The 17,662-nt window shown below is 68.2% G+C and carries 13 protein-coding genes and 1 pseudogene; 4 read left to right on the top strand and 10 right to left on the bottom strand.

From position 1 onward, the window contains the following. Positions 1–245: 245 nt before the first annotated feature. A complete protein-coding gene (locus ACA097_RS01450; RefSeq protein WP_043251781.1) occupies positions 246–878 on the bottom strand; it encodes a response regulator transcription factor in 633 nt (210 codons plus the stop codon). Between the two features lie 11 nt (positions 879–889). Continuing rightward, positions 890–3,145 carry a PAS domain S-box protein gene (locus tag ACA097_RS01445; RefSeq protein ID WP_371368029.1) on the bottom strand — a complete coding sequence of 752 codons (2,256 nt, stop codon included), beginning with the start codon at positions 3,143–3,145 and terminating at the stop codon, positions 890–892. Between the two features lie 204 nt (positions 3,146–3,349). Between ACA097_RS01445 and ACA097_RS01440 the strand changes: the two genes are divergently transcribed. Then, positions 3,350–4,972, top strand: a complete 1,623-nt coding sequence (locus ACA097_RS01440; protein ID WP_043251785.1) for an acyl-CoA synthetase — start codon at positions 3,350–3,352, stop codon at positions 4,970–4,972. A gap of 57 nt (positions 4,973–5,029) precedes the next feature. Next, on the top strand, positions 5,030–6,805 hold the full coding sequence (locus tag ACA097_RS01435) for an acyl-CoA dehydrogenase C-terminal domain-containing protein (protein WP_371368026.1): 1,776 nt from the start codon (positions 5,030–5,032) through the stop codon (positions 6,803–6,805). A gap of 122 nt (positions 6,806–6,927) precedes the next feature. Here ACA097_RS01435 and ACA097_RS01430 read toward each other — a convergent pair. Then, positions 6,928–7,205, bottom strand: a pseudogene (locus ACA097_RS01430) (ArsB/NhaD family transporter); the annotation flags it as partial. 32 nt (positions 7,206–7,237) lie between these two features. Next, the gene (locus ACA097_RS01425) at positions 7,238–8,758 is read right to left on the bottom strand and encodes a PLP-dependent aminotransferase family protein (protein WP_371368024.1); all 1,521 of its coding nucleotides are present in this window, start codon (positions 8,756–8,758) and stop codon (positions 7,238–7,240) included. A 140-nt stretch (positions 8,759–8,898) separates the two neighbouring features. On the opposite strand from ACA097_RS01425, the gene ACA097_RS01420 reads away from it, so the two are divergent. Both ACA097_RS01420 and ACA097_RS01415 read left to right on the top strand, forming a co-directional pair. Next, positions 8,899–10,104, top strand: a complete 1,206-nt coding sequence (locus ACA097_RS01420; protein WP_371368022.1) for an NAD(P)/FAD-dependent oxidoreductase — start codon at positions 8,899–8,901, stop codon at positions 10,102–10,104. A 274-nt stretch (positions 10,105–10,378) separates the two neighbouring features. Beyond that, a complete protein-coding gene (locus ACA097_RS01415; protein WP_371368020.1) occupies positions 10,379–11,026 on the top strand; it encodes a TIGR02466 family protein in 648 nt (215 codons plus the stop codon). A gap of 21 nt (positions 11,027–11,047) precedes the next feature. Here the strand turns inward: ACA097_RS01415 and ACA097_RS01410 are convergent, their stop codons facing one another. The 6 genes from ACA097_RS01410 to ACA097_RS01385 all read right to left on the bottom strand — a co-directional run bounded on the left by ACA097_RS01410 (position 11,048) and on the right by ACA097_RS01385 (position 17,660). After that, complete coding sequence (locus ACA097_RS01410) at positions 11,048–12,151, bottom strand: hypothetical protein (RefSeq protein ID WP_043251793.1); 1,104 nt, start codon at positions 12,149–12,151, stop codon at positions 11,048–11,050. Then, a complete protein-coding gene (locus ACA097_RS01405) occupies positions 12,152–13,558 on the bottom strand; it encodes a DUF2252 domain-containing protein (protein ID WP_371368018.1) in 1,407 nt (468 codons plus the stop codon). It lies immediately after the preceding gene. 135 nt (positions 13,559–13,693) lie between these two features. Next, on the bottom strand, positions 13,694–13,885 hold the full coding sequence (locus ACA097_RS01400; protein ID WP_371368016.1) for a hypothetical protein: 192 nt from the start codon (positions 13,883–13,885) through the stop codon (positions 13,694–13,696). A gap of 12 nt (positions 13,886–13,897) precedes the next feature. Continuing rightward, entirely contained in the window at positions 13,898–15,940 is a 2,043-nt protein-coding gene (locus tag ACA097_RS01395; protein ID WP_371368014.1) for a pyridoxamine 5'-phosphate oxidase family protein, read from the bottom strand. Between the two features lie 54 nt (positions 15,941–15,994). Then, positions 15,995–16,621: a glutathione S-transferase family protein gene (locus ACA097_RS01390; RefSeq protein WP_371368012.1), complete on the bottom strand. Its 627-nt coding sequence runs from the start codon at positions 16,619–16,621 to the stop codon at positions 15,995–15,997. Between the two features lie 136 nt (positions 16,622–16,757). Continuing rightward, complete coding sequence (locus ACA097_RS01385) at positions 16,758–17,660, bottom strand: LysR family transcriptional regulator (RefSeq protein ID WP_371368010.1); 903 nt, start codon at positions 17,658–17,660, stop codon at positions 16,758–16,760. Positions 17,661–17,662 lie beyond the last annotated feature (2 nt).

The raw sequence follows: 17,662 nt of genomic DNA, 5'->3' as shown, positions 1-17,662 counted from the left end.
GGCGGTGCATGCCGTATCCAATGTCATGGAGATGCAGGGCCGCGGGGACTACGACCAGGCTAAAGCGGCGTTGACGCCTGAGAGCCCAGTCAACCGCGCCTGGAAAAAGCGTGCCGATCAGCTGGAAGGGGCGGCCGAGAATTCGTAGGTAGCGGGAGCGGATGCTTCGGGTCGGCAGCGCCACTGGCCAGAGGCAGCAGGACGCTCGATCCATGGATGGCAGGGCGTCCCTCCGGGAACGCGCGCTAGCTGGGGCGAAGCCGCAGCGGGTCCACCAATCCGGCCGCGATGGCCATGCCCACCAGGTCCGGCAGTGTCGCGGCCTGCATGCGCTTCATCACCCGCGCGCGGTAAAGGTCGACAGTCTTCACGCTGATTTCCAGCTGCTCGGCGACTTCGCGGCTGGTATAGCCGCGCACCAGCGGCAGGAACACGTCGCGTTCGCGGGGCGTCAATGCAGCCAGGCGTGCTTCCAGCTCGCCCAGCCCGGAACGGGAAGCATGCTGCCGCTCGCGAGAGCTGAGCGCCTGCTGCACGCTGTCGAGCAGCAACTGCTCGTTGTAGGGCTTTTCGACGAAATCCACCGCTCCCGCCCTGAAGGCGCGGATCACGATGGGCACATCGGCGTGGCCGCTGACGAAGATCACCGGCAGCTCGATGCCGCGCCGGCGCATCTCTTCCTGCACCGCCAGGCCGCCCAGCCCGGGCATCCGCACGTCGAGCAGGACGCAGCCGTGGGTATCGACCGGGCAGGCGTCGAGGAACTCGCGGCCACTGGTGAACGCCTTCGCCTTCAGGCCGACCGACTCCAGCAGCCAGACTGTCGAGTCGAGCATCCGCTGGTCATCGTCCACCACATACACCACCGCCGTTTCCATCTTTGTCTCCGTCATTGTTCGGTTTTCCCTGCCGGCAGCCGGCACTCCAGGCGCAGGCCTCCGGTGGCCGCGGCACGGGCATCCAGCGTGCCGCCAAAGCCTTCGACGATACCGCGACTCATCGACAGCCCCAATCCCAGCCCTTCCGGCTTGCTGGTGAAGAACGGCGTGAACATCTGCTCCAGCGTCGCATTGCTCGCCCCCGGACCTTCGTCCTCAACCCAGACGCACAGCCGTCCATCCTCCTCGCGGTGGCTACCGATACGCACTCCCGAGGGCTCGCCGGCATGCCGCTCGCGATTGGCCTCGACAGCATTACGCAGCAGGTTCAGGAATACCTGCTCCAGCAGCACGCGGTCGGCGTAGACGGGCGGCAGGCGCTCCGTCAACGCCTCGCTGATCGCCACCTCCGCACGGGCCGCCTCCCATGCGCACAGGCCCAGCGAGGTCCGCGCCACCTGGTTGAGGTCCAGGGCCTGCATGCGCCGCTGCCCCTTGCGCAGGAAGGCACGCAGACGGCGGATCACCTCCGAGGCGTGGGTGGTGTGCTCGACGATCCGCGCCAAGCCCTGGGCCACGCGCTGCGCCGCTTCCGGTTGGCTGTCGAGGTTCTTCAGGTAGCGCAGGCTGGCGCTGGCGTAGTTCATCACGGCGGCCAGTGGCTGGTTCATTTCGTGGGCGATGCCCGAGGCCAGTTCGCCGAGGGTCACCAGGCGCGCGGTGTGGGCCAGTTCGTCCTGGTGACGGCGCTGCTGGTTCTCGCGCAGTTCGCGTTCGGTCATGTCGCGAGCCACCAGCGAGTAGTAGCGCTGGCCGTCCGCCGCGCTGTGCGCCAGCAGGACCAGCGAGAGGGGCACGGTATGTCGGTCGTCGCCCGCGCGCAGCCGGCCTTCGGCACTCCATACGCCCTCGCGCCGGGCGGTCTCCCAGCCGTCATGCTCGAGCGCCGCGAGCAGGCCGTCGTCGAGTACCGTGGCGACGGACTCCGGCAGCGTCTCGCCGGCCAGCCTCAGGGCACGGCGCGCCGAGGGGTTCGCGTAGGTGATTCGCCCGGCAGGATCGACGAACAGCACCAGATCGGTATTGGCTTCGACGACCTCGGCCAACCGCCGCAGGCTTTCCTCGGCTCGCACTCGGGCGGTGATATCGCGGGAAACGCTGACCACCTCCATCACATGGCCGGTGTAGGTCTCGCGGATGGCACGGCTGGCAGTCTCGAACCAGAGGTAGTGACCGTCGCGATGGCGCAGGCGATAGGTCAGGGTCACGTAGCCGTCCTGCACCAACGCGTCACGGGTGCGATCGGCGACCCGCTGGCGGTCCTGGTCGTGGAGCAGCGGCAACAGTGGCTTGCCGCGCAGCTCTTCCGGCCAGTAGCCGAGCAGCGTCCAGGAGGCCGGCGACACATCGAGCAGGCGGCCATCGAGGGTGCGGCGGGAAATCAGGTCGGTGGTGTTCTCGATGATCTGCCGGTACAGCCGGCTGGCCTTGGCCGCTTCGCGCTGCTCGCGCAGTTGCGCGGTGACCTCACGACCGTGGGCCAGCAGTTGCCGCTCGGCTGGCATCGGCACGAAAGTCCAGAGGAACTGCCGGCCCTCGCGCTCGCCGACCACCTCGTGCACCGCTCGCCCTTGTTCCAGGCAGGTCTGCAGCAATTGCGCGTGGTTGCTCGGCAGCAGGTCGCGCGGATCGCTCCCGGGAAAGTCCGCGAGCAACTGGCGCATGGCCTGGTTGCAGTCGACCAGCGCGTCCGCGTCGTCCAGCACCAGGGCCGGCTGCGGATCGGCGCTGAGCAGCGGTGCAGCACGCCTGGCCCGATGAGCCAGGGCAAGCACTTCGCCGAGCAGCTCACCGATCCAGCCGAGCCAACCCTCGGCGTCCGGCCGGGCGCTTTGCAGCAGCAGCAACCCCAGCCCTCCGGCCCGCAACGGCAGGACCAGCGCCAGGCCCTGGCTCCAGCCTCCACGGTGCAGCCGACCGCTGAGCCAGCACGGCACCTCCAGCAGGTCCGGCAGCGGAAGCTGAGTGCGTTCGCCCAGGCGCCCGACCAGCGCCAGGTCATTGGCCTGCAGCGGATCGCCGCTGCCCGGCGGCAGGCGGGACGCGCCGGCTATCGCTTCGAAGCTCTGGCTGCGCGGCTGCCACTCGACGTAGAGCGCTCGCTCCACGCCCTCGCGTTCGAGGCAGAGTCGTTGCAAGGCGTCAGCCTGCACGGCGACGGGCGCCTGTTCACGGACCAGGCGCACCAAGGTGTTCAACTCGGACATGGGAGAGGCTCGAAGGGATTGCAGGTGAATATGGTATTTATACCATACACCTTAGGTTGTACTTCCATATAAAAGTCGACATTGCTATAAATCACCGCAATGACCGGGCGACAGCCTGCCGCACCGGTCACGACCCGCCTGCTGCCAAGCGCTCCACGGGTCACAACAGAACAATGAGCTAACAATCAGCCACAGGGTGTCCTCATGTCGATCTTCGAGCAGGGCCTGCCGCGCGCGGCCGTCAACCACATCGCGCTGTCGCCGCTGAGTTTCATCGAACGCACCGCCTCCGTTTATCCGGAGCGTACCGCCATCATCCACGGCAGCCTGCGCCGTACCTGGAAGGAAACCTACCAGCGCTGCCGCCGCCTGGCCTCCGCGCTTGCCGCCCGTGGTATCGGCCGTGGCGACACGGTGGCGGTGATGCTGCCCAATACCCCGCAGATGATCGAGGCGCACTTCGGCGTGCCGATGATCGGCGCGGTGCTCAACACCCTCAACGTGCGCCTGGATGCCGAAGCCATCGCCTTCATGCTGCAGCACGGCGAAGCCAAGGTGCTGATCACCGACCGCGAATTCCACGACGTGATCCACGCCGCCCTGGGCATGCTCGACCACCCGCCGCTGGTGGTCGACGTGGACGACCCCGAGTACGGCGAAGGCCAGGCCGTCAGCCCGCTGGACTACGAGGCGCTGCTTGCCGAGGGCGACCCGGAGTTCGCCTGGCAGTGGCCGCAGGACGAATGGGACGCCATCTCCCTCAACTACACCTCCGGCACCACCGGCAATCCCAAGGGCGTGGTCTACCACCACCGCGGCGCCTACCTGAACGCCCTGGGCAACCAGATGACCTGGTCCATGGGCCAGCACCCGGTCTACCTCTGGACCTTGCCGATGTTCCACTGCAACGGCTGGTGCTACCCCTGGACCGTCACCGCGCTGGCCGGCACCCACGTCTGCCTGCGCCGGGTCGATCCGCAGAAGATCCTCACGCTGATCCGCGAACACCAGGTCAGCCACCTGTGCGGCGCGCCCATCGTGCTCAACGCGCTGATCAACATGCCCGAGTCGGCCAAGGCCTCCATCGACCATCCGGTGCACGCCATGGTCGCGGGCGCGGCGCCGCCGGCCAAGGTGATCGGTGCCGTGGAGGAAATGGGCATCAAGGTTACGCACGTCTACGGTCTGACCGAGGTCTACGGCCCGGTGACGGTCTGCGCCTGGCACGAGGAATGGAACGAACTGACGCTGGACGAGCGCGCCCGCATCAAGTCCCGGCAGGGCGTGCGCTACCCGACCCTGGAAGGCGTGATGGTCGCCGACCCCAAGACCCTCGAGCCGGTACCGCGCGACGGCCTGACCATCGGCGAGATCTTCATGCGCGGCAACACCGTGATGAAGGGCTACCTGAAGAACCCCACGGCCACCGAGGAGTCCTTCGCCGGCGGCTGGTTCCACACCGGCGACCTGGCGGTCTGGCACCCGGACGGCTACGTGGAAATCCGCGATCGCCTCAAGGACATCATCATCTCCGGCGGCGAGAACATCTCCACCATCGAGGTCGAGGGTGTGCTCTACCGCCACCCGGCCGTGCTGGAGGCCGCCGTGGTGGCCCGCGCGGACGAGCGCTGGGGCGAAACGCCCTGTGCCTTCATTACCCTCAAGGGTGAGCACGCCGCGGTCGAGGCGCAGGAAATCATGAACTTCTGCCGCGAGCACCTGGCCGGCTTCAAGGTGCCGCGCACCGTGGTGTTCACCGAATTGCCCAAGACGTCCACCGGGAAGATCCAGAAGTTCGTCCTGCGCGACTGGGCAAACGCCCTCTGACCCGACCTTTCGCCTGCCATTGCGCGCTCCCTCCATGGGGGAGCGCCGGAGTCCGCCATGCCTGACTACAACGCTCCCCTGCGCGACATGCGCTTCCTGCTCGATGAAGTGTTCGACGCCTCTGCCCTCTGGGCTCGCCTGCCGGCGCTGGCCGAGCGCATCGACGCCGACACCGCCGATGCCATCCTCGAGGAGGCGGCGAAAATCACCAGTGGCCTGCTAGCCCCGCTCAACCGCAGCGGCGACGAGGAAGGCGTGCAGTTCATCGACGGTGACGTGCGCACGCCCGCCGGCTTCCGCGAGGCCTACGCGACCTACGCCGAAGGTGGCTGGGTCGGGCTGGCGGGCAACCCCGAGTACGGCGGCATGGGCATGCCGAAGATGCTCTCGGTGCAGTTCGAGGAAATGATGTACGGCGCCAACGCCAGCTTCAGCCTCTACTCCACTCTCTCCGCCGGCGCCTGCCTGGCGCTGGACGCCCATGCCGACCTGGCGCTCAAGACCACTTACCTGCCGAAGATGTACGCAGGCGAATGGGCCGGCTCCATGTGCCTGACCGAGCCCCACGCCGGCACCGACCTGGGGCTGATCCGCACACGCGCCGAGCCGCAGGCCGACGGCAGCTACCGCATCACCGGCACCAAGATATTCATCACCGGCGGCGAGCAGGACCTCACCGACAACATCGTCCACCTGGTGTTGGCCAAGTTGCCCGACGCCCCGGCCGGCTCGCGGGGCATCTCGCTCTTCCTGGTGCCGAAAGTGATGGTCAACGAAGACGGCTCGCTGGGTGCGCGCAACGCCGTTTCCTGCGGCTCGGTCGAGCACAAGATGGGCATCAAGGCCTCGGCTACCTGCGTGATGAACTTCGACGGCGCCACCGGCTGGCTGGTGGGCGAGCTGAACAAGGGGCTGGCGGCGATGTTCACCATGATGAACTACGAGCGCCTGTCCATCGGCATCCAGGGCATCGGCTGCGCCGAGATGTCCTACCAGAGCGCCGTGGCCTACGCCCGCGAACGCCTGCAGAGCCGCGCCGCCACGGGCCCGGTGGCGAAGGACAAGGCCGCCGACCCGATCATCGTGCACCCCGACGTACGCCGCATGCTGCTGACCATGAAGGCCCTGACCGAAGGCGGTCGCGCCTTCTCCACCTACGTGGGTCGGCAACTGGACCTCGCCAAGTACGCCGAAGACGCTGCCGAACGCGAAACCGCCCAGGCGCTGGTGGCGCTGCTGACACCGGTCGCCAAGGCCTTCTTCACCGACACCGGACTGGAAAGCTGCGTGCACGGCCAGCAGGTGTTCGGCGGCCACGGCTTCATCCGCGAATGGGGCCAGGAACAGTTGGTGCGCGACGTGCGCATTGCGCAGATCTACGAGGGAACCAACGGAATCCAGGCGCTGGACCTGCTCGGCCGCAAGGTGGTTGCCGACGGCGGCCAGGCGCTTGCCCTGTTCGCCGGGGAAATCCGTACCTTCGCCGATGCTGCCGACCACGCGGCCATGGGCGCCTTCAGCGTGCCGCTGCTGCATGCGCTGGACCTGCTCGAATCCGTCACCCGCCACGTCCGCGAGCGCGCCGCGAGCCAGCCACAGGAAATCGGCGCGGCCTCGGTGGAGTACCTGCACCTGTTCGGCTACACCGCCTATGCCTACATGTGGGCGCGCATGGCGCAGGCCAGCCTGGGCAAGGGAGACGACTTCCACGACGGCAAGCTGGCCACCGCTCGCTTCTACTTCGCCCGCCTGCTGCCGCGTATCGAGTCCCTGGCGAGTTCGATCCGCGCCGGCAGCGACAGCCTGTTCGAGCTGCGTGCCGAGCAGTTCTGAATTTCAGTTGAGCGTGATTGCGTGGCCAGTCGTCAATGTTGGCCACGCTTTTTTCTTGATGGCAGTTCTTCCGGCCGATGCAAGCAGGCTTCCAGCGCGGTATCGGCTCAGTACCTGTCGGCCGCAATGCTGGCCAGGTTCACCGGCACCATCACTGCGGCGTACTCGGAGAAGCCGAGGTGGAAGTAGTCGGCGGAGACGATGTTCACCCGGTTCGACACCACCAGCGGCAGGCTCGCGGTGTCGGCGATGACGGGCGGCCATGACGAACGCAAGGATGGCGGCGCGGGAGAAGCGCAGAGCCAGCAGCATGGAGATGACGATGGACGTGAGGATCAGCGCCGCGCCGTCGTTGGTGAACAGCGCCGAGCAGCACGCAGAAGGCAAACAGGCGCCGGCCGTGGTGCCGGCAGAACGCAGGCCCAACTCATCCTACGGGGTGCCGGTGGAGGGTGGAGCGCGCAAGGCCTGCTCCAGCGCCTTGGCGGCTTCGGCTATCGATTGCTCGTCGTAGGGCGCGAAGCCCATCACCAGGCCGGGCGGGCGTGGCGTTACGCAGTAGCGCGACAGTGGCAGCACGTCGATGCCAGCGGTATTGAGGCGGGCGAAGGCGTCGGCTTCCGTGTGGGCTTCGAGGGTGCAGGCGATGTCCAGGCCGGCGCGGACCTCCGGCACGCGGATCAGCCCTTGCCAGTGACGCTGCGCGGCCTCTGCGAAGACTTCGGCGCGGGTCGCGTAGAGCTTGCGCATGCGCCGCACGTGACGGTCGAAGTGGCCTTCGCGGATGAAGTCGGCGAGCACTGCCTGGCCCAGGCTGTTGGCGTGCCGGGCGGTGAGGGCGGTGGCGCGGGTGAAGGGCTGCACCAGTTGCTCCGGCAGCACCAGGTAGGCCAGGCGGATCGCCGGGAACAGCAGCTTGCTGAAGGTGCCGGCGAGGATCACCGAACTGCTCGCGCCGGGCAGCGAACGCAGTGCCGGGATCGGCTTGGCGATGAAGCGGTACTCGCTGTCGTAGTCGTCCTCGAAGATGTAGGCGCCGCTTTGTGTCGCCCAGCGCAGCAGCGCCAGGCGCCGCGCCGGTGACATCTCCACGCCCAGCGGCGCCTGGCGCGAGGGGCTGACGCAGGCGAGGCAGGCGTCCGCCGCCTGGCGGATGCCGTCTTCCACGCGCAGGCCCTGGGTGTCGACCGGCACGTCCACCCGGTTCACCCCGGCAACTTCCAGCAGCTGCCGCGCGCCGGGGTAGCCGGGGTCTTCCAGCCACACTCGCTCGCCCGGCGGGACCAGCAGGCGCAGGCACAGGTCCAGCCCCTGCTGCACGCTGCCGAGGACGAGGATCTGCTCGGCGCTGGCATGCACGCCGCGGGCGATGTGCAGGTACTCGGCGATCGCCTCGCGCAGGGCGGGGAGGCCGGCCGGGTCGCCGTCGAGCAGCAGGCTCGAACGCGAGGCGCGCAGGTGTTGCTGGTGCAGCTTGCGCCAGAGGTCCATGGGGAAGCTGCGGACATCGCCGCGGTGCGGGAAGAACGGCCGCGTGCCCGGCGCCACCGCGCGCTTGGCGAAGACCGGCGAGATCGATTCCAGGCGCTCGATCCAGGGCGTACGTGGTGCCGCCCGCGGCGTTTCGCTGCCGGGCGTCACCTTGCGCTGCACGTAGCCGCTGCGCAGGGTCGCATCCGGCAAAACGGCACTGACGCGGGTGCCGCTGCCGGTGCGCGACTCCAGGTAGCCCTCCGACAGCAACTGCTGGTAGGCCGCCTGCACGGTGCCGCGCGCCAGGCCGTAGTGCTCGGCCAGCGCGCGGGTGCTGGGCAATGTGCTGCCGGCCGGCAGGCGGCCGCCAAGGATGCAATGGCGCAGGGCGTCGTACAGCCAGCGCTGTAGCCCGGCGCCTGGCTCGGGCTCGCCGAGGGGCAGGGACAGCACCAGCGGGGCGGCTTTGTGGGCAGGCATGGCGGGGCTCCTGAAGTGGACCAGTCATGTTAGTGCGAAATGGATCAATACACGATCCACTTGTGCTCGCAGAATCGGCTCCGTGGTACGGCGAAGCCCGCCGGATCTTCTCTCTCTTCCCCCCTCTTCAGGAGCGAGCCATGCAACAGCGAATTCTGATTATCGGCGCCGGTTTCGGCGGTCTCTGGAGCGCCCTGAGCGCGCAACGCCTGCTGGACCTGCACAAACGCACGGACGTCGCCGTCACCCTGCTCGCGCCCCAGGCCGAGCTGCGCATCCGCCCGCGCTTCTACGAACCCGACCTGAGCACCTGCAGCGCCCCGCTGGGCGAGCTGTTCGACGCGGTGGGCGTGGACTTCGTGCGTGGCAGCGCCACCGGCATCGACAGCCAGGCGCGCCGGGTCACCTACGTCAACGGCAGCGGCCAGGCGGGCGAGCTGCACTACGACCGGCTGATCGTCGCCACCGGCAGCGAAGTGGCGCGTCCGGCCAGCGCCGGTATCGACCGCCATACCTTCGATGTCGACAGCCTGGAGTCGGCGCTGAAACTCGAAGCCCATCTGCTCGGCCTCGCCGCCCTGGCCGACAGCCCGGCGCGCAACACTGTGGTGGTGGTCGGCGGCGGCCTGACCGGCATCGAAGGCGCCACCGAGATGCCCGCCCGGCTGCGGGCGATCCTTGGCGAAGACGTGGCGGCGCGGGTGATCGTCATCGACCCGGGCCAGCGCGTCGGCGCGGCTTTCGGCGACGGGATCGCCGAAGTGGTCGCCCGGGCCAGCGACAGCCTGGGCATCGAGTGGCGCCTCGGTGAGCAGGTCGCCGCGGTGGACGAGGGCGGCGTGACCCTCGGCAGTGGCGAGCGCATCGAGGCGCTCACGGTGATCTGGTCGGCCGGCATGAAGGCCTCGCCGCTCACCGCGCAGATCGACGCCCCGCGCGACGGACGCGGCCGCCTGCACGTGGACCGCAACCTCAAGGTGCTCGGCCAGGAGCGCATCTACGCCAGCGGCGATACCGCCTACGCGGCTTCGGACGATATCGGCAACTTCGCCCTGATGAGCTGCCAGCACGCCATCGCCCTGGGCCGCTCGGCGGGCAACAACGCCGCCGCCGACCTGCTGGGCGTGGCGCCCATCCCCTATAGCCAGCCCAAGTACGTGACCTGCGTCGACCTCGGCGCCTGGGGCGCGGTGTACAGCGAGGGCTGGGACCGCAAGGTGGTGCTGGTAGGCGATGAGGCCAAGCAGCTGAAGATGCAGATCAACACCCAGTGGATCTACCCGCCGGCGGCCGACCGCGCGCAAGCACTGGCCGCGGCGGACCCGCTGATCCCGGTCGTCGCCTGACGTCGGGCAATGCCAGCCAGGCCCCGGAGGGTTATCGCCCTCCGGGGCCTTTTTTCGTGCGCCGAAGGTTGCTGTTCGCGCGGGTGGGCGGAATTGCCCGGTGGTTGATACAGCGCTGCTCGAATGTGTCCGGATCGATGCAGTAAGGCGCATTTCGCCGGTTTTTTGTAAGCGAATCTCGACTGAGATCGTCGGCGACTGTCCGTATCATTCGCCGCCAGCAACGGTGGCCAAGCAGCGCCCCGCATCAATGTGATTCGCGAGGGACCAGGGCATGCGCTTGAACGACGAAGACATCCACATCCGCAAGCTTTTCCCGACCCCCGTGGCCAGCTACTGGCTTGCCGATAGCGACAGCCTCAATCGCGAACTCAAGGCGCGCATCCTCGCGCGGCGCGCTGCCACGCCGGGCGTCACGCACAGCAACAAGGGCGGCTGGCAGTCGGACGGTGACTTCGCCGAATGGGCGGGCGAGGCCGGTCGACGCCTGCTGGATACGGCCTGGTGCCTGGCGAGCAGCCTTACCGCCATGCACCTGGACGGCAGCGGGCTGGTCCACTACGAGCAGCAATGGCAGTACAACGTCTGGGCCAACATCAACCGGCAGGGCGACAGCAACGTCCTGCACGGCCATCCCGGCGCCTTCTGGTCCGGGGTCTACTGGGTCGAGGATGGCGGTCGCGCGGCGGACCCGGCGGTGGACGGCGACCTGGAATTCCAGGACCCGCGCGGCATGCTGCCGTCGATCTACCGCCCGGAGCTGCGGATGCGCATCGAGGAATGCCTGAGCGCGGGCTATTGCACCAGCGAGGCGGCGAGCAGCGGGCGGATGCTCATGTTCCCGTCCTGGCTGCTGCACCGCGTGCGGCCGTACCTGGGGCAGGGCGAGCGCATCTCGGTGGCCTTCAACTTCGGCGTCTGAGGCGGCTACGGCTACCCGCAGCTACTGCGCGGGGATGGTCACCAGCGGAGCCTTCTCGCTGCTGCCGGTTTCGGCCAGGGTGAAGAAGAACATGACCGCACCCAGTGCGCGCTTGGCGGCCAGGTCGCTGTCTTCGATCCAGTACCAGTAGTCCCGGTAGGGTACGGCGGCGTAGGCATGCTTCGGCCTTTCCTTGCCGCTGCGAATATGGATGCGCGAGCCCGAACTGTTCGCCTCGCCATCCTGGAAGGTCGGCAGTGCGCTGTGCTCGTCGAGATGCTCCTGCGGAACGTCGATGTAGCTGGAGAAGGCGGTCATGATCTGCAGCAGCGAGCGGCTGCTGACAGCCAGCTCGTCGTTTTCGCCGCGCACCGGTGAATAGCGGAGGATGAAGTGCTGGCGATCCTCGGGCAGGTGGAGCAGGGTGCGCAGCTCCTTCTGCTTGGCGAGGATCTCCGGCGCGACGTCGTTGCGCCGCATGAACAGCACGGCGGTCCTGCCCTTGACCTTGTCTTCGTCCACGCGCATGCCGACCGCGCCGGCGGCCTGGATTTCGCGCATCAGCTGGAGCACGCGGATGAACTCGGGGTCCGCCTCGCGGATATTGCCCGCCACCGCCGAGCGATTACGTACGCCATTGAGCGAGTCCACGGTCAGGCCGAGGATGAAGTCCGCCGCATAGCCCGATTGCAGCATGGAGAAGATGTTCTTCGGGTCGATGGGGGTGACCAGGCCGGCGAGGAAGCGCTCGCCGGTCAGGGGCACGTAGGTGATGGTCGGGCGGTCGGTGTACTTGGCGGTGGCGCCGAGCAGCACGCTGTTGCCTTGCACCGCGTCCGCCGAGGAGATCTGCCCGCCCAGGCTGCCGCCGGTTTCCAGGGAATAGCCAGCGACGATCGAGGCCACGTCGACGAACACCGGCAGGTCCATGTAGCGCAGCTTGACGATATTCAGCAGCGTCTGCTGTTTCCAGGAGTCGGCCACCGCCGAGCTGTAGTCGAAGCGGTCCACGGCCACCGTGCCCGGCCCCATGTGGCTGCATGCGCCGAGGGCCAGGAGGGCGGCCAGGCTGGCGGCCGGCAGTACGCTGCGAAGTGGCGCCCGGCGGGGCGGCAGGAGCGCCACCTATTCTTCCTCGTTCAGCACTTTCACGCGCCCGGCGCGTGCCGCTTTGACCAGTACCGCGTGGTCGCGCTCGGTCTGGTCCGCGTAGAGCAAGGCGAAATCGCCCAAGGCCTCGTCGAAGGCGTCCCCGTTGCCGAGGTAGCCGGAAATGGTTGCGGCGTCGCCGGACTTGGCGTGGGCGCGCGCGAGGGTGAGACCGCAGAGGTCCGCATAGCGCTCCAGTTGGGAAGCCGTGATGTGCTCGACCGGTATGGAGAGCTTCATGTCGCGCAATTGCCGCACGAAGAAGTCGCGCCTCGCGCGGCCGCTCGTCCAACCGAGGAAGATGTCGCTGGACGACTGCATCAGGCGCTGTCCCATGACCACGCGCTGGCCCTGGTTCTCGTACTGGCATTTGCCGGCGTAGGGTTCCAGCACGGAACGGCAGGACTCCTTGATCTGCAGGATCAGCGGATGGTTCTCCTCCGAGAACAGCAGCACGATGAAGCAGCGCGTGCCGACGCTGCCGATGCCCACGACCTTGAGCGCGGCATCCACCATGTGATAGCGGTCGAGCAGCACGCGGCGTTCGTCGGAGAGGCTACGGCGATACAGGACCAGGGCCTCGTGTGCACGCTTCATGAACCCGGGGTCGGCAACGTGCTGGATGACCGGCGGCTGGTCGACGATGCGCGGATGCCCGGCGATCTGTCCGGCGATCTTCGGGAAGACGCTTTCCATAACCCGCTCACGGGCGCGGTCGATCAGCTGCTGACGGAACTTGCGCACCTTGGCGTCGGGGGCCATCTCCAGCAGCGTCTGCGCATCGAGACGCGAATACCACACCTCCAGCGGGCTCATCTTCGAGTAGGTACGCAAGTTCTCGCGGTAGGAACGCGCGCAGGCGACTGCGGCGTCACGGGCGCGCGCATCGGAGACGCTGCTGTCGCGCGCCGCCACGGCGAAGCTTGCGGCCAGGCGCTTGACGTCCCATTCCCAGGGCGCCGGCAAGGTTTCGTCGAAGTCGTTGAGGTCGAATACCAGGTTGCGCTCAGGGGTCGCGAACAGTCCGAAGTTGAGCAGGTGGCAATCGCCGCAGGCCTGCAAGCGCACGCCGATGTCCGGCCCCATGGCCAGGTCGTGGGCCATCAGCGCCGCCGAACCGCGCAGGAAGGTGAAGGGCGTGCGCAGCATGCGCCCGTAGCGGATCGGCACCAGTTCCTTGAGCCGGTCGCGGTTGGACTTTTCCAGGATGGCGATGACGTCGCGCTGGCGGCCGGGTGCCTTCCACTTGGCATGGTTCTCGCGAGGGACCTTGTCGCGCAATTGCTTGCCGATGGCCAGGCGCTCCTCGCGGGAGCGGAATACCGGCGTCGGCAGGGACTTCTTGCTGGTGTTCTTGTGGGTGGATTTCTTATGGCTGGCCATGATGCTGTCGTCACCGATGCGCAGGGGAACGGGTTCGTGGCGAAACCCGGTCTCTTCAAGCTAGATCAATTCTGTCCTGCCAGCGCACACCGGCCTGCACCCTTGCGAGCGAACCTCTGCCTGCCTTGATCCGGATCATCCGCGATGAGCGCGCCTCAGCCAGTCGAGTACCGGCGGGAATACCCGCGAGCGCGACGGACAGTCCGGCGTGGCGAGCAACTGCGGGAGCAGATAGCCGACTTCCGCCTCGCCGGTGGTGCAAGGCGTCGCCATCGGTTCTTGCAGGTATTCGTCTTCCCAGTAGGGCAACCGCTCCGCCGTATGCATAGGGTTATCTCCTCAGAGGTCCAGGACCAGCGGCTTCACGCCGCCTTCGTCTTGCGCCGGCACCGCGCAGCAGATCAGCACCGAGCCGGGCTCGGGCATTTCCGCCGGCGGTACCGGGTAGTGCACCTGGCCGCTGACCAGCCGCGTCTTGCAGGTGCCGCAGGAGCCGCCACGGCAGCTGAAATCGGGGTTCAGGCCGCGGCTTTCGGCCAGCTCCAGCAGGCTGCCGCCGTCCGGTTGCCAGCGCGCTTCCTTGGCTGAAGCAGAGAAGTACACCGGCACCGGGACGCTCGCCGCCGGGGGCTGCGGCGGTGTGGCGAGGTGCGTCTGGTCGCTGCGCCGCAGGGTCGAGGGGCCGAAGGTTTCGGCGTGGATGCGCGCGTCGGCGATGTTCAGCGCGCGCAGGCCGTCGTAGAGCGACTGGGTGAATTCCCCCGGGCCGCACAGGTAGAAGTCGTAGTCGTCCAGCGGCAGGTGGGCCTTGATCGCGGCGATCTCCAGGCGCCCGGCGAGTTCGTAGTCGCGGCCTGCGACCGCATCGTCGTCCGGAGCACTCAGCGCACGCAGGACCTGCAGCCGATCCGGGCAACCCTGGCGCAGCGCGTCGACTTCCTCGCGGAACGGCAGCTGGCGCAGATTGCGTGCGGACTGGAACAGGTGGATGCGCCGCTCGCCGCCTTGCGCCACCAGCTCGCGCAGCATCGACAGCAGCGGGGTGATGCCGACGCCCGCACCGATCAGCACCACCGGGCGGCTGGAATCGTCGGCCAGGGTGAAGCGGCCGGTGGGCGCGCGAACCTGCAGGCGGTCGCCGACCCGCACCTGCTCGTGCAGGTGGCGCGAGGCCAGGCCCTGGGCCTTGACGCTGATGCGCAGCTCACCGTCCGAGGGTGCGCTGGAAAGGCTGTAGGTACGCACCAGCGCCTGATCGCCGATCTGCAGGCGCATGGGCAGGTGCTGCCCCGGCGCGAAGCTCACCGGCGTGTCGTCACTGGGTTGCAGGTAGAAGGAGCGGATCGCCTCGCTTTCCTGTTCCACGCGCACCACCCGCCATTCCTGCCACTGTTGGCGCTGTTCGCGGCTGGCCAGCTTGGCGTCGGCCTCGGCCCAGGTGCCGGTCATCAGGCTGGTCGGCGCGTAGTCCTGGAAATCCCAGCGGATCGACAGCGCGCCGGGGCGCAGCACGGCCTGCTGCACGTCGAGGGTCCAGATGCGTTCGGCGCCTTCGAAGGCGGTTATCAGCGGGCTGTCGAACAGCAGCTCGGTGCGTCCGTAGACCTGCAGCACATCGCCGCTGGCGAAGTCGACGAAGAGCAGCCCGGCCTGCGGATTGCTCCTGAGGTTGCCCAGGGTGTTGAAGTGCAGGTTGCCGGCGTAGTCGGGGATGGTCAGGCGGTTGCCCTCGACGCGGACGAAGCCGGGGCGGCCACCGCGATGGGAGACGTCCACCGAGCGTTGCCCGTCCTCGTGCTCGACGTAGCTGGCGACGAAGAAGGTGTCGGCGTTGCGGATTCTTTGCGCCAGTGCCTCGTCCAGCGCGGTGAAGTCCTGACGCGCCGAGCGCTGGCTGGCCGGGCGTTCGTCGCGATGCCATTCGCGGCGCTGAATGTACTGCGGGCAGTTGCCGAAGGACTGCTCGACCGCGACAGCCAAATGCCCCTCGTCGGCCTGCTGCAGGATGCCGTTCATGCGGTTGCGCCGCCGGGTGTGCAGCTCGATGCCCAGCAGGCCGATGGCGTTGCCTGGCTGCAGGCCGCTGGCAGCGGGGTCTTGCGCGTCGAGTGCGGTTTCCAGCAGCAGGCGTTTCGGATCGGGCGAGGTGACGAAGCCTTCCGGCCCTTCGAGCAGCGTTGCCCACGGGCGGCCCTGCTCATCCACCGCGCCGGCGATGATGAACGGCAACTGGTGATAGAACTCGCGGTGCTGGTCGGGCATGTAGTCGCGGATCACCTTCTGGCCGAAGACTTCCATGCGTTCGGCCACGCCGACCCGTTCCTGGATCGCGCGTTCACCGGCATGCCAGGGCGAGTGGCGGTGCTTGGGAAGATGCTCCATGGCGGACACCTCGCGGGGAGGCTGCCGGGCGGCCCCGGCAGCGGGCGAATGGACTCAGATGGCCAGCAGGCCGGCGGCGGTGCGCTGCATCGGCACGAAGCCGGGCAGGGCCTCGATGCGTGCCAGCCAGGCGCGCAGGTGCGGGTAGTCCTGCAGCGATACGTTGCCTTCCGGCGCGTGGGCGATATAGGCGTAGTTGGCGATGTCGGCGATGGTCGCGCTGTCGCCGGCGAGGAAGGGCGACTTCGCCAGCTCGCTTTCCATCACCTGGAACAGCGCATGGGCGCGGGCGAGGACTTCCTCGGCGTTGAAGCGCGCGCCAAACACAGTGATCAGCCGCGCGGCGGCCGGGCCGAAGGCAAGCTGGCCAGCGGCCACCGACAGCCAGCGCTGCACCCGGGCGGCGCCCAGCGGGTCTTCCGGCAGCCAGCGGCCGTTGCCGTATTTCTTCGCCAGGTAGACGAGGATGGCGTTCGAGTCACTGACGACGGTGCCGTTGTCGTCGATCACCGGGACCTGGCCGAAGGTGTTCAGGGCGAGGAATTCGGGGTGCTTGTGCGCGCCCTTGGCGAGATCGACGAAGACCAGTTCGGTGGGTTGCTGCAGCAGCGAAAGCAGCAGCTCGACGCGGTGCGCGTGACCGGACAGCGGGTGGCGGTAGAGCTTGATGGCGTGCGACATGCGAGTGACTCCGTGGCAAGTGGGGGAAGGCAGCGCCGAGTCAGTGTCTCGCGCTGATGGGACCATGCTGCGCCCACAGGCGTTTTCGCAGAATCGCCAGGGCCGGCAATCCAGCGTTTCAGAAATCGCAAGAATGTCAGCCGCGCAGGGCCGGGTGGGCGCGCAGGCGCGGCACCACGAAGTCGAGGAAGGTGCGCACGCGGGCGGCGGCGCGGCGGCCCTCGCGGTAGATCAGCTGGGCGGGCAGGGCGGGGCCGGCGAAGTCTTGCAGCAGTGCTTCGAGCTGCCCGCTACGCAGTTCCTGATGCGCCTCGTGGCTGAGGCAGCGGGCCAGCCCCTGGCCCAGGGTCGCGGCGCGGATCGCCGCCTGGACCGTGCTGCAGGTCAGGCGAGGCGCGAGGCGCACTGAACGGGCCGCTTCCTGCTGGCGGAAGCGCCATTCGCTGCTGGCGTGGACGGCACTCACGGCGATGCACTGGTGCGCCTTGAGCGCGTCGAGCGTCGTCGGTCGCCCGTGGCGTGCCAGGTAGTCCGGGGCGGCGCAGACGACGGGCCTCACCTGGCCGACCGGCAGGGCGAAGCCGGAGGAGTCGGGCTGGTGGCCGATCACCAGGGCCACGTCGATGCCGTCCTCCAGCAGCCGCGGTGGTTCCTCGTGGACCTGCAGGCGCAGGCGCACCTCGGGGAAGGCGGCGAGGTAGTCGAGGGCGATGGGGGCGAAGACCTGATCGGCCATCAGCAGCGGCACCGAGACCGTCAGCTGCCCGGCCGGATGCGCGTGCAGGCCGGCGGCCGAACTTTCCGCCTCGGCGAGCGCCAGGAGTATCTGCCGGCAGCTCGCGGCGAAAGCTTCTCCGCTGTCACTCAGGCTGACCCCGCGCGGGCCGCGCAGCAGCAACTCGCAGCCCAGGCGTGTTTCCAGCGCGGCGACGACGCGCATCACTGTCGCAGTGGACAGCTTCAGCAGCCGCGCACCGGCGGCCAGGCTGCCGGTGCGCGCCACGGCATCGAACACCTGCATTTCGCGATAGCGGTCCAAGG

The organism is Pseudomonas sp. QL9 (genome assembly GCF_041409665.1).
Classification (GTDB): Bacteria; Pseudomonadota; Gammaproteobacteria; order Pseudomonadales; family Pseudomonadaceae; genus Pseudomonas; species Pseudomonas knackmussii.
Note: the sequence above shows the minus strand (reverse complement) of the source record. Positions and strands in the feature narration are given on the sequence as shown.

What these genes read in the sequence shown, in the direction of transcription:
- ACA097_RS01390 (WP_371368012.1), bottom strand. Translation starts at nt 16,621, where the DNA reads ATGTCGCACGCCATCAAGCTCTACCGCCACCCGCTGTCCGGTCACGCG.
- ACA097_RS01420 (WP_371368022.1), top strand. Translation starts at nt 8,899, where the DNA reads ATGCAACAGCGAATTCTGATTATCGGCGCCGGTTTCGGCGGTCTCTGG.
- ACA097_RS01395 (WP_371368014.1), bottom strand. Translation starts at nt 15,940, where the DNA reads ATGGAGCATCTTCCCAAGCACCGCCACTCGCCCTGGCATGCCGGTGAA.
- ACA097_RS01405 (WP_371368018.1), bottom strand. Translation starts at nt 13,558, where the DNA reads ATGGCCAGCCATAAGAAATCCACCCACAAGAACACCAGCAAGAAGTCC.
- ACA097_RS01440 (WP_043251785.1), top strand. Translation starts at nt 3,350, where the DNA reads ATGTCGATCTTCGAGCAGGGCCTGCCGCGCGCGGCCGTCAACCACATC.
- ACA097_RS01445 (WP_371368029.1), bottom strand. Translation starts at nt 3,145, where the DNA reads ATGTCCGAGTTGAACACCTTGGTGCGCCTGGTCCGTGAACAGGCGCCC.
- ACA097_RS01425 (WP_371368024.1), bottom strand. Translation starts at nt 8,758, where the DNA reads ATGCCTGCCCACAAAGCCGCCCCGCTGGTGCTGTCCCTGCCCCTCGGC.
- ACA097_RS01415 (WP_371368020.1), top strand. Translation starts at nt 10,379, where the DNA reads ATGCGCTTGAACGACGAAGACATCCACATCCGCAAGCTTTTCCCGACC.
- ACA097_RS01435 (WP_371368026.1), top strand. Translation starts at nt 5,030, where the DNA reads ATGCCTGACTACAACGCTCCCCTGCGCGACATGCGCTTCCTGCTCGAT.
- ACA097_RS01450 (WP_043251781.1), bottom strand. Translation starts at nt 878, where the DNA reads ATGGAAACGGCGGTGGTGTATGTGGTGGACGATGACCAGCGGATGCTC.
- ACA097_RS01400 (WP_371368016.1), bottom strand. Translation starts at nt 13,885, where the DNA reads ATGCATACGGCGGAGCGGTTGCCCTACTGGGAAGACGAATACCTGCAA.